This window comes from Polaribacter septentrionalilitoris (genome assembly GCF_009832745.1).
Lineage (GTDB): Bacteria > Bacteroidota > Bacteroidia > Flavobacteriales > Flavobacteriaceae > Polaribacter > Polaribacter septentrionalilitoris.
Genome location: NZ_VRMJ01000041.1, coordinates 472,748 through 485,219, shown reverse-complemented (window position 1 = coordinate 485,219; position 12,472 = coordinate 472,748). Strand labels below are relative to the sequence as shown.

The window sequence follows — 12,472 nt, the reverse complement described above, 5'->3', positions numbered from 1 at the left end:
CATTTTTATGTAGTTTATATATATTCATCAATTAAAATTTAATTATTTCTTTTGTTATTAAGTTACAAATATGCAAAATTTCTTTGGATATAAAAAAACGCTCAAATAAATTTGAGCGTTTTACAATGTAAGTCATCCCCAATAACTTTATTGTTTTATAAATTTAGCGGTTCCTGTTTTACCTGCAGATTCATATTTAACTAAGTAAATACCAGCACTTAAATCAGAAATATCTAATGTTTTCTTTGCACTATTAATTGCAAATGATTTTACCTTTCTACCCAATACATTAAAAACATCAGCATTAGAAATGTTTTCTCTTGCAGAAATGGTTAATTGATTACTAGCTGGGTTTGGATACATTGCAAAACCAAGAGCTTTATTATTTTCTGTACTAGCAGTACCTTCTTTATAGAAATAAATGTTATCAACATAATAAACGCCTGCAAAACCAGCTTGGGTAATTAAAAATTCTTTAATTGAACCTCTATCTCCATTTAAAGCAAAATCTTTTGATTGCCAATTTTTAATTTCGTCTTGACTATTGATAGGGTTACTAATATCTATAGCACTAGTTTCTCCACTTTGAGCTGCATGGTTAGATAATTTAGGATTTAAAACTTGACCAGGTTGATAATCAATAGCAATCCAATAATCCATGTGTAAATGTGTCATATCAGTTGCATCTAAATAAGTATCAAGATTCATTCCTAAAAAATTAGAACCAGTAACTTTTAAAACTTTATTACCAGCTATGGTAACTTCTTCAAAAAGTGAATCGTCCCAAGAAACATTAGTTATAGTAGCTGCTGCTGTATATGCTTCACTATATATAGAAATAACATCATTTGCTGCAAATGTTGGTGGTGTAGTTGGAGCATCTGTTGGCTCTGGGTTTGCTGCAGGAGTAGTACTTAAACCTTTAAGGTTTTTTATATAAAAAACTCTACCATCTGGAGTACCATAAGCGTTAGCACCAGTATCCCAATTGATATGCAGTGCAAAATCACCATAATCACCATTGGCTGGTCCTTTACCATCCAAGCTTTGGTCAAATGTGAATGTTAAAGTTTCCCAACCTGATCCAGTATGGTTTACAGAAGTAACTGAATCTGGAGCCCCAGCAACACCTCCTTGTGCTTTAGGTGCAATTGTAATTGCTGTAGTTGAGTAAACATCTAATTGCATTGTTAACTGAGTTGCAGTTGTTAAAGTATAATTGCTTGTTAAAACAACATTTACACCTTGCCAAACCGTACCTGAACCATCACTTGTTATTTTGATTGCTTGAGTATTGGCATCTGTTGGATCAGCATCATAAACTGCAGTTGTACCACCAAAAGTACCTTCTAATCCAGTACCATTAAATGATTCTAGTAAATCGTAAGTTTGTGAAAACCCAATTGATGTTATCAAAAGGGCAAATAATAATGTAATTTTTTTCATAATGTATATATTTAAATTGTTATATACAATATTAACTTTTATATGTTTAATTTTACCATTTACTACCTCAACAAAAAACATACAAAAACCTAAAAATGATTAATTTAACATTTAACATATTAGACCATTGTAGTGAGAGTAATACTTTACATTGAAAAAAAGTAAAATAAAATAAAATAAAATAAAATAAAATATATTAATAAAAATAACTTTGTATAGGTAATGTATAGGTAATTAAAGTGTTGTTAAGTTCTTAAAATTCGATGTATAGTTACAAACCAAAAAAATCCTTTAAATAACTAATATTTAAAGGATTGATAAAATATATTTATAATAAGATATTTTAAAATTTTAGTTTTTCTTTTTTGTCCCATAAACCCCAATATGCTCCAACATCTCCTTCAGCTCCAACTTTCCATGATTCATCAAAAGAAGAAAAATAAAACACCTCAACATTATCTTTTGTAGACCATACTTGAGTGTTTATAAAATACTTCATGGTATTTTCATCTGTTGAATCAGCAGATCCTTCAGAACCTCCTTGACTTGGCCATCCTGTTTCTGTAATGATTACTTTTTTACCTTGAGCAGCATCTGTTGCTTGTCCATACATTCTTTGCATATGAGCTAAAGAGTGTTCAATTGGGCAACCTTCCCAAAACGGATAACAATTTGATAAGATTACATCACTAACTTCTACCAATTCTGGATGTGATGAAAATTCATAATAAGCATCAACATAACCAACAGTTACATTTGGTATTGCTGCTTTAACTCTTTTTATAAAAACCAACAACTCATCTAATGTTAAATCATTTCTATACAGAACTTCATTACCAACTGCTGCAATATCTACACAACCCTCTTTAGCTAATTTTATTAGAGCTTCTATTTCTTGTTCATTTTTTTCTGGATCGTCACCCAACCAAGCACCAACCATTGTTTTTAAACCGTGCTTTTTTGCGATTCTTGGTATGTGTTCATTACCTTCTATACAAGAAAACGAACGAATCCATTTTGTATATGGCTTTAATATTTTTATTCTTCTTTCTACTTGTTCTTCTGTAATTGTATCTCCAGGTTCTTGACCATCTTCATACATGCTAAAACAGATTCCATGCATACCTTGATCTAACGTTGTTCGCCAAAGTTTTTTTAGTTCTTCTAGTGTATAATCACTAAAATCTACTCCTGAATCTTCTTGTCCTTCTTTAAAATTTAAAGAATAATGATGACCTTCTCTATATGACATTTTATATCTGTATTAAATTTATAATTCTCCTCTTCGCTTTACTAACTGTTCTTTAATTTCTTTTGCTCTTTTTTCATTTAAGCTGTATTTCCACATTACCCAAATTGCTAAAGCTGCAGTTAATGATGGTACAATAATATCTGCAATTCTAAGGTTAGTCATTGTTTGAGCAGATTGCTCAGTTACGTTAGGATCAAAACCAACAATACTTAAAATTACACCACCTAAAACCAATGCAATAGATTGACCAATTTTAACCATTAACCAATAGATAGCTCCAAAAGTTCCTTCTTTTCTTGGCATTCCGTTTTCTAATTCATCTAAATCACATACATCCGCAGTCATTGACATCATCAATGTAAAAAGTCCTCCCATACCAAAAGCAAAAAATGGAATTGGCAAGAATACTAACCAAGGAACTTCACTTCCTGGGTCTATACTAAACCATGACATTCCTACAGAATCAAGAGCAGGATTTAAAAATTCGAAAATAGAACTAACGCCTGAGTTTAAACTCTTTCCTAATTCTGTTTGACCAAATTGACTATTTAACTCTTTATCAAATCCCCACCATTTTAAGATGTAACCTAAAATTGATAAAGCTGTAGAAATAATAAATGCTTTTCTTTTACCCCATTTACTAGCCATTTTAGATATAATAGGTATTACAATAAATGCAGTAATAATTGCATTAATGGTATTAAACCACGCTGGCCAAGTACCTGCCAATTCATAGCTACCATTGTACATGTAAAACACAATAATAAACACCCCAAAAGCGGCAACTAATTGAAACCCGTTGAAAACCAAAAATGTTGCTCCACATAATTTCATAAAAGGCTTGTTTTTAGAAACTTGTTTGATTCCTGCCCATAAATCTATCATATTACTCGCTAAAGATTTAAAAGATATTTCTTTACGATTCTCCATATTAGCCGAATCAATCCCTTTATTGAATATCGCAGGTAATATTCCAAAAATGATACACATTGCTCCAACAATAAGAGCCATAGTTCTTACACCTTCTGTTTGCGTGTTAAATGTTTCTGTATCTGGAATAATTACGTACAACCATGGTACAATCATCCACGCAATTTGCCCCATAGTATTTGAAAAAGCCATTAATCGTGTACGTTCATTATAATCAGAAGTCATCTCGTACCCCAAACCAACTAAAGGTGTAGCAAACATTGTATTACCTATTAAAAATAGTAGTTGAAGAATCATCACATGCCATATAATATACGTCTGTGATGCATTATCATCTATCTGCCACATTAAAAAGAAGAGAATTCCACTTATAATTGCTCCTATAAAAATATAGGGTCTTCTTCTACCCCATCTAGATTTTGTATTGTCTGAAATAAATCCCATAATAGGATCTGTAATAGAATCAAAGATTCTTGGCAAACCTCCTAAAAGACCTGCCCATAATGGATCAACTCCCCAAGCTGTTAATAAAAAGAATTGAATAAATACACCTAATGTTCCTGGTAAAATATTCAATATAAAATGACCTGCTCCGAAAGCTGCCTTTTGCCCCATTGGAACTTTTCCTCTTGATGTTGTATTTGACATAATTTAGTTAATTAGTAGTTATTATTTAGTAACTTCAAGCACTATGGTCTGTAAAGCTTGAGCATCTATATTTATTATTTTTTGTTTTTTATCTATTTGTAATTTGAAACTCTTTTTTGTTTTTCCTTGGTTAAAAACTACAACTGCTATTGAACCATCTGGGTTTTGTGCAGCTGTAACTTGTAAATCTTTATCAGATTTATCTACAGCAATTACTTTTGCTTCTGGTCTAATATATTTACTAAAATGTGTCATAGTATAAAACAATGGTGTAAAGTAGATTTCATCATTGTCTGGGTCTACAATAACTGGAGCAATACACCAATTCTTAAACCAATTTGGACCTCCTTGTTTATCTAAAATCATATTCCAGTCTACCCAACCATCTACATAATTGTTTAAGCAACCAATAATGTCTCTAGCATACCTATTTACTGGTGAGTATTTGGGATGTAAGTGTTTGTCTTTTTCTGGTGCCCAAGTAAATCCCCAGTCTGTAGCTTCTTTTTTCCAATACCAAGCATCGTCTTTCCAAACAGGAACTTGGGCATCGATACAGGCTTCTGATTGAATTAAGTATTTGTTGGGTGCTTTATGATGCGCATATTGCAGTTCTTCTGGGAATATTTCGAATGTACTTGCATACCAGTGAATTGCTGTTCCATCAAAATATTTTGAAGTTTCTTCATTTTTAAATTGAGAATTTACCCATTCTTTTAAGTGTTCTCTATTCTGATCGTATCCTAAGATTTTAATATCTGGATAATCATTTCTTAATTTTGGACCTAAATGATTTTGAACGAAGTTGGTCATTTCATCAGGAGTATAATGCATACTTTCCCAATTGTTACCATTTCCAAGAGGTTCATTTTCTACTGTGAAACCCCAAATATCTATGCCTTCTTTTTTGTAAGCTTCTACATATTTAGAAAAGAAAAGTGCCCATGTATCATAATACTTTGGCAATAATTTTCCTCCAACCCATTCATTATTGTCTTTCATCCAAGGAGCTGCTGTCCAAGGAGAACCAAAGATTTTGAACCCATCTTCTGATGCATTCATTGCGTCTTTTATAAACGGAATTAAATCGTCTTTATCTTCTTCTATTGTAAAGTGTTTTAGCTCCATGTCATCTGCTACAGGAGCATAAGAATATTGAGATAAGGAAAAATCGCAAGAGTTCATATGAGATCTTGTCAAAGAATAATTTGCTCCATCTTTTGAAAAATAAGCATGAATTATCGAGTCACGATTTTTTTTACTTAATTTATTTAACAAATAAGCTGATGATTCTGTAAAAGCTCCTCCAAAACCAGTAATGGTTTGAAAAGTTGAATCTGGATTTATTGTAATTATTGAAGCATTTTTAGCATCAACAAAATTTGAAATCTTAGTTAATTTATTACCAGCTGCTGAAGTTTCATATACATCAACAACTAATGTTTCTACTTTTTGGTCACAACTTAGTATCATCAATAAAAGAAATAGATATGTAAAATAATTTGTTTTCATTTGATATATTTTATCTTGGATACTCTGTATTTGGTACCAAAACCGTTTTCATCAATTCAATTTTATCACCATTAAATGTTTTAGTTATTGATTTTCCATTTCTAGTTAATCCATTAAAAATGCCCTCATCTACCAAATCCCAAATAGGATATTTAGCTTCTCCTTTTAAGTTTATCAGTCCAAAGTGATTTTCTGAGCCTAAAGGATTTTGAGCATCTTTCCATTGTTCATCAAAAGCTTCAAAATAGAAACAAGAAATTCCTGATGTATTTGTCCATTCTCGTAAATGTTTATAATACAAACCTTGTTTATATTCGTCTGTTGCTCTAGAGCCATTTACTCCATAATGACCACTAGATTTTGATGCCCAACCAGTTTCTCCTATATGAATTGTTTTGGTTGAATCTATACTCTTTACATAATCAGAAACATCTTTATAAAGCTGTTGTGATTTTTTTAAAGCACGTAACATTGCATTGTCTATTTTTTCTTTGTCAGATAAATGCTGTTCACTGTCTGGTACTTTCCAAAACTCATTAGCATAATGCGAATAATGATATGGATAAGTATGCATAGAGACATAATCTACTGCCTTAATTAGATCTTCTAAATCTTTAACTCTATAGCTTTCATCACCTCCACCCCAAGAAGAAAAATCGTCTGAACTTGTAATCCATAAATCTTTAGATAGTTTTCCTTTTTGTTTTAAATCTTGTAGATGATTTACCCATTTTAAAATTACAGAAGGCTGAACATAATAGCTAGTTGCCCATTTTACCATAGCTTCATTACCAACCGCAATTACTTTTACGATATCTGGATATTTATTAGCTAAAGCAACTGCTCTTGCAATTTCCCCAGCATTTTGTGGACTTTCAACATTATGATCTGGTTCTTTATCTGTCCAAGCATTTAAACAATCTATCCAAGCCCCTAACATTACATACATTTCAAAGTCTGGATTTTCATCTTTTAACTCTCTAATTGCTTTTAAAATGTTTGCAGCATGAGGTAACTTTGGTTGAACATTATATGTTCTTAATATTTTAATTCCCATTGCTGAAAGAAGTTTCATATCTTCTTTGAGCTGAGGAATTGTGGGTTGCATCTCTCTTGATTTTTCTCTGTAACCTCCATAGGAAATTGCCAAATAGTCTGGGTTTCCTAAAATTTGTTTAGCCGTCATTTTTGTTTTTTTTACTTTAATCTCTTCTTTTTTAGAGTTACATGAGAAACCAATAGCAAAAATTAAAATTGTTGTTGTGATTTTTAAGATTGATTTCATACGCTTCTAATTTATTATTAATTCTAACCTGTTTTATTTTTCATATGTTAAGCCAAAACCTAATGGATATAATGGCTCTATACTATTATCCCAAAAATTAGGACCATATTTATTGTTAAAATCTTCTACTGATTTTGGCCATGAATGAGGTAATTTTCCGGAGAAATTATGGTCTCCAAATAAAACTTCTGCAACTCCATCACCTTCAGAACCTGGCAACCATGCTGCTATAAATGCATCTGATTTATTAATCTGATCTGCAACGACTAAAGGTCTTCCTGATATTAAAACCACAACCGTTTTAACTCCTTTTTCTTGATAATTTTTAATATAATCTTGATGTTCTTTTGTAAGTGTTAATTCTAATTGATTAGACTCATGACCAATATCCCCAAAGAATTCTGCATAAGGATTTTCACCAACTACAATAATTGCTAAATCAGCATCAAAATGATTTCCAGTAGCATTTTTGTCATAAATAACTTTTCCTTTTGATTGCTTTTTAATACCCTTTAGAATTGTTGTAGCACCTTTATAATTTTCTTTTGTTCCCTGCCAATTTACAGTCCAACCTCCAGATTGTAATCCAGAGTTATCTGCGTGTTCACCTACCACAACAATTTTTTGAGTTGCTTTATTTATTGGTAAAATTTTGTTCTCATTTTTCAATAAAACTAAAGATTCTCTTACAGCTTGTTTTGCTACTTTTCTATGATCAGGACTACCAATTTTTGTGATTAAAGTTGCATCCGGAAAAGGATTTTCAAACAATCCTAATTTAAATTTCTGCCTTAAAATTCTTCTAACAGCATCATCAATTCTTGATAACTGAACAGAACCATCTTCAACACCTTTTAAAACTTCAGATTGAAAATCATCTAGATCACCATCAACAGCCATGACCATATCTACACCTGCGTTAATGATGTTATTACCTCCAAACCTGGAATAGCCTTTCCAATCAGAAACCACAATTCCTTTAAAATTCATTCCAATTTTTAAAGCATCTGTAATTAACTCTTTATGAGCATGCATTGAAGTACCTGTAACTGTATTGAATGATGCCATAACTGCACCAATATCTTCTTTGACAGCTGCTTTATAAGGTGCCAAAAGCTTTTCTTCTATTTGTTGCGCATTTAAAGAAGTTTCTCCTCCCTCTATTCCGTAATCTGTAGCACCATCACCTATAAAATGTTTAGCAGTTGCTATTACAGTATTTGCAGCAGATAGATTACCTTGGTGACCTCTAACAGAAGCTTTTGTTAACCTTTCTGTTAGCTCAGTACTTTCTGAAAAAGCTTCATATACTCTACCCCATTTCTCATTAAAAGGAATAGCTATACAAGGTGAAAAAACCCAGTTAAATCCTGTTGCTTGTGCTTCTATAGCCGTAATTCTAGCTGCCTTTTCAACCAATTCTTCATTAGCTGCTGCTCCTAAACCAATATTATGAGGGAAAATTGTTGCTCCATTATAAGTGTTCTGACCATGAACTGCGTCTACACCAAATAACAATGGAATTCCTAATCTAGTAGATAATGCCTGCTTTTGTAATTTAATGAATTTTTGTTGCCACTCTTTTGCTGTTTCTCCTGGATTTATACCTTGCGTATGAATTACAGAACCAATAAACTTTGTAGCTACATCATCCTTAGAAATATCCCAAAAATGTCTTACCTGAGTCATTTGACCGATTTTCTCTTCTAAAGTCATTAGCTTTAGGAGAGAATCGACTTTTTTCTCAATAACAATACCTTTATCGACCTTTGAATTTGAGGTGTTTTTACAGCCTATTACTGTAAAAATTAAAGGAATAAAAATTTGACATTTATGAAAACTACTAGACATTATTACTTTTTATTTTTTAACAAAAACTATAATTTTCTTTATTTCTCCTGTTCTTTTAAATAATTTATCACTGTTATTTTTATCTAACTTTAAACTATTTACTTCAAAACTTTTTCCTCCTACATAAAATACTTTTAACTTGTTTTCATCTGATAATTTATAAATTATAGGTACCTGACAATATGTGAATGCCAAAGTATCAGATTCGAGAACTATCGTTTTTTTATTATGTTCTATATTTACATATTCAAAGTTTTTAGTCGCTTTTAAAAACTCTTCTTCCCTTAATAATCTTGGATTAAAAGTTACCTCTCCATTTTTTACAAAAACACCTAATTCGCCCATTCTAGAAAGTACATCTTCTTTTACTTGACCTGTCATGCCTGGTTGTTGAGCTCCTTTTGTTGCTGGTGTGTGAGAATATGGATCTGTTGGAAAAGCACCATATAATTCTGGCGATTTATGCACGCCAATTCCTTCGAAAATTTCGTAATAGTGTTCTAATAATCTACCAATAACTTCTTCACTTTCGTTACTATTTACTGCCAACCAGCAGTTTTCTTGAACTGCCAATAACAGTTTAGAAACCATGTGCCAATAAATAGAACCTAAACCTTCGTAACCAAAGAATGTTCCTGATCTTCCTGTAAACGATTTATGATCGAACATTTCTTCATAAACTGCCAACAACAACTGCTCTTCTTTATTTGCTAAAGAATGGTATTTTTCTGGTAAACTTTCCAATCCTATTTTTAAAGCATTAGCATTGTTAAAGTTTCCATTAAAATGATAGTTTCCAGCAACATCTTTTTCTACAATTTGATTGTTGCCTTCTACTAGTAATTGTTGCAATAATTTCGATTTTTTTACAGCTGTTTCTGGTATATTGTTTTTATCAATAAATCTTCCTAAATCTTTATTAGGATATAAAATATAGCTGTATTGGTCTGATCTAAACAAGGCACTTGCTTTTAATCCATCTAAAACAGCTAAAGCTTCTCTTGGAGATAAGCTAACAGAACTTAAGACTGCAACTTGCCCTTCTAACATTTCAGATAAGTAAGAAATTGATACTTCTTTATCATTTTCTACTGTCATTAAATTATAAGAATGATATAAATTGTCTTTGCGCTTATTGGCATCAATGGTTTGTGATGTATATTTTTTGGTGATGTTAAAAAAGTCTACCAATTCTTTTTTAGAAATAGGCGATTTTTTATTTTGAAAGCCTTCTGCGTAAATTTTTAATCTGTATTCACTTCCTGCTTCACCAACACCATCTAAAACTTTTTTACGATCTGCATTAGAAATGTTTTTAGATAAAATGCTTTCATTATCTTTTAATGATGTCACAACTTTGTTGAAAAAAGTTACCAATTCATTAGAAATAGTGTATTCTTTACTATCAGAATTTGATACCACTTTTTCAAAAAATGTAATAAAACGATGTAAATAATAAAGCGTGACCATAGAAACTCCATTACCAACCAAAGCGTTGTTGGCATCATTCCATTCTGGTCTTTGTGTATTCATCCAAATACCACCTTCTGGAATAAAGTTAGAAACTTTTGCTAATAGTGTTGCTAATAATTTCTCCATCATGTTTACTCTATAAATGGAATCATTTGCATCTCTTAACAAAGCACCATCTGCACCAATCTGTGCTCTTAATTTATCTATTTTATGATGCGCTTTTTGGTCAAAATCTATTGTATCTTTTGGGTTTTGTAATGTTTCTTGATAACTTTTAATTTTATAAGGCACATTTGCATACACAAAAACAGGTTCTGTAAAGTTTTCTGATAGTCTACCTGGATAATAATTTTCTATAAACTCTAAGAATTTTAATAAGTAAATTGTTTGATGATCTCCCCAATAACCAATGTAAGACCAAGGGTCATCTGGTTCTATGGTTTCCCAATCAAAACCACCTTTGGTAACTCTGTAAGGATTGTAACCATCAAAAGTAGAAGCGTTTAAAAACTTATGAATCATACCTTCTATAAACTCTGGATATGAATGTGCTAATGCTTCCCAATTCTGAAAAATATCTCTCCAGTTTCCTTCGTAATCTAATATTTTAGAACCATCAATCTCACTTTGTGTGTTTATTGAAAAACGGTTCCATGGTCTACTTGGATCTCCATGTCTACGACTAAATTTTAAAGGCAAATACTCAAAACACAGTCTTTTAAAATCTTTATCTTCATTAGTCTTTGCTGTGTTTTTTAAATAATCTACCGTAAATTCTTCTGGAAATTTATGGATAATTTCTTGTTGATTTTTAAATACTTGCTGATTTGCACTTTTTAAGTATTTTTTAAAATCTTGTTTTTCAATTTTATATCCATCATCAAAAATACCACCTCTCATAATGTTAAAAAGTGTATTTGCAAAATGACGTGTATTTCTTAATTGAACTTCACCTAATTCTAAACCATCAGAAGCAGCTACTAATTCTACTAAATGCTCTGTACCTTCGTCTATACTTTTTTGAAGTAAGGTTGATAAATTAGATTCATTTTTAATTAGTTTTGCCAAACGATGATAATCACCTAAATCTTGATTAACGTTGGCAATTAAACTCCAAGATTCTTCTGAATTTGCTTGTAAAGACAAATCTTGAATGGTAAAATAAGCTCCTTTTTCTGCTTTTACATCTACTTCTTGATGAATTTCTTCACCATGTCTAAAAGCGTCTAATTGTCTTGAAGAAATTAAGTATTTTGGGTTTTTAACACCTAAAGACCAAACTAAATTTGATTTTAGAGCTTCGCTTGGTTCTGCTTTATCTACAATAATTGCACTTAAGGCATAAATACCAATTCCTGAATCTGTTTCTAACTCACATTTTTTATAAGCATCAACTAAATTACTACGTATACCCTGAATTGCTGAAGTAACTCCATAAGGCAAAATATTTTGGACCCCATCTAAAATAGTTACATCAACCTTATCATTTGTATTGTTAATTAAGTTTGATTTTCTAATAAAACCATATTCATTTGAAGTATTCCAATGATATCTATAAGTTAATCCTAAATCTTCATTAACTTCTTCGAAAACAACTTTGTTACCATAACTGTTTTTGTAAAGGTTTCTTTTTATTTGATAAACGCCTTCGTATTTGTCAGAAAAAGGTTCCCAAAGAAAAGTTTTATCATCCTTATGAACTTGTAGTATTGTTTTACTACCTGTTACATCTGCAGATTCTGTTATTTTATCATCTGTATAATAAGGAAATAATGAATTTTCTGCATCTTTTCTACCTGCAGTTAAACCTCCATTACTAGAAATAAACATCCAGTGATTGGCGTTACTAACAAGACTCATAAAAAAGGGTCTCATTTTATTACTATTCGAGATTTTGTAATAAACTTCGTTATCAAAGTTTACTAATTCTCCTTTTACCTTTAAAGCAGCGTTTTCTGCTATATTTTTACCTAAATAAATAGTATTCTTGGTCATTATAAAATCATACTTAAAACACATCAAAAGACATGAAAAACAATGTTTTTATTTTTAATTTGTAATATTTAATTTTTGTT

7 protein-coding genes are annotated in these 12,472 nt (G+C 31.1%); all 7 read right to left on the bottom strand.

Going from position 1 to position 12,472, the window contains the following annotated elements:
* Positions 1 to 147 precede the first annotated feature (147 nt).
* The gene (locus tag FP421_RS12215; RefSeq protein WP_159950999.1) at positions 148 to 1,446 is read right to left on the bottom strand and encodes a T9SS type A sorting domain-containing protein; all 1,299 of its coding nucleotides are present in this window, start codon (positions 1,444 to 1,446) and stop codon (positions 148 to 150) included.
* Positions 1,447 to 1,789: 343 nt separating this feature from the next.
* Positions 1,790 to 2,698: a glycoside hydrolase family 17 protein gene (locus FP421_RS12210; RefSeq protein ID WP_159950997.1), complete on the bottom strand. Its 909-nt coding sequence runs from the start codon at positions 2,696 to 2,698 to the stop codon at positions 1,790 to 1,792.
* An 18-nt stretch (positions 2,699 to 2,716) separates the two neighbouring features.
* Positions 2,717 to 4,276 (bottom strand): MFS transporter, encoded by a 1,560-nt coding sequence (locus FP421_RS12205; protein ID WP_159950995.1) that lies wholly within the window; start codon positions 4,274 to 4,276, stop codon positions 2,717 to 2,719.
* Positions 4,277 to 4,297: 21 nt separating this feature from the next.
* On the bottom strand, positions 4,298 to 5,788 hold the full coding sequence (locus tag FP421_RS12200; RefSeq protein ID WP_159950993.1) for a glycoside hydrolase family 30 protein: 1,491 nt from the start codon (positions 5,786 to 5,788) through the stop codon (positions 4,298 to 4,300).
* Positions 5,789 to 5,798: 10 nt separating this feature from the next.
* Positions 5,799 to 7,073, bottom strand: coding sequence for a glycosyl hydrolase family 17 protein (locus tag FP421_RS12195; protein ID WP_159950991.1), 1,275 nt, complete (start codon positions 7,071 to 7,073; stop codon positions 5,799 to 5,801).
* 33 nt (positions 7,074 to 7,106) lie between these two features.
* Positions 7,107 to 8,924 (bottom strand): glycoside hydrolase family 3 protein, encoded by a 1,818-nt coding sequence (locus FP421_RS12190; RefSeq protein ID WP_159950989.1) that lies wholly within the window; start codon positions 8,922 to 8,924, stop codon positions 7,107 to 7,109.
* Between the two features lie 9 nt (positions 8,925 to 8,933).
* Complete coding sequence (locus FP421_RS12185) at positions 8,934 to 12,392, bottom strand: hypothetical protein (RefSeq protein WP_159950987.1); 3,459 nt, start codon at positions 12,390 to 12,392, stop codon at positions 8,934 to 8,936.
* Positions 12,393 to 12,472: the final 80 nt, after the last annotated feature.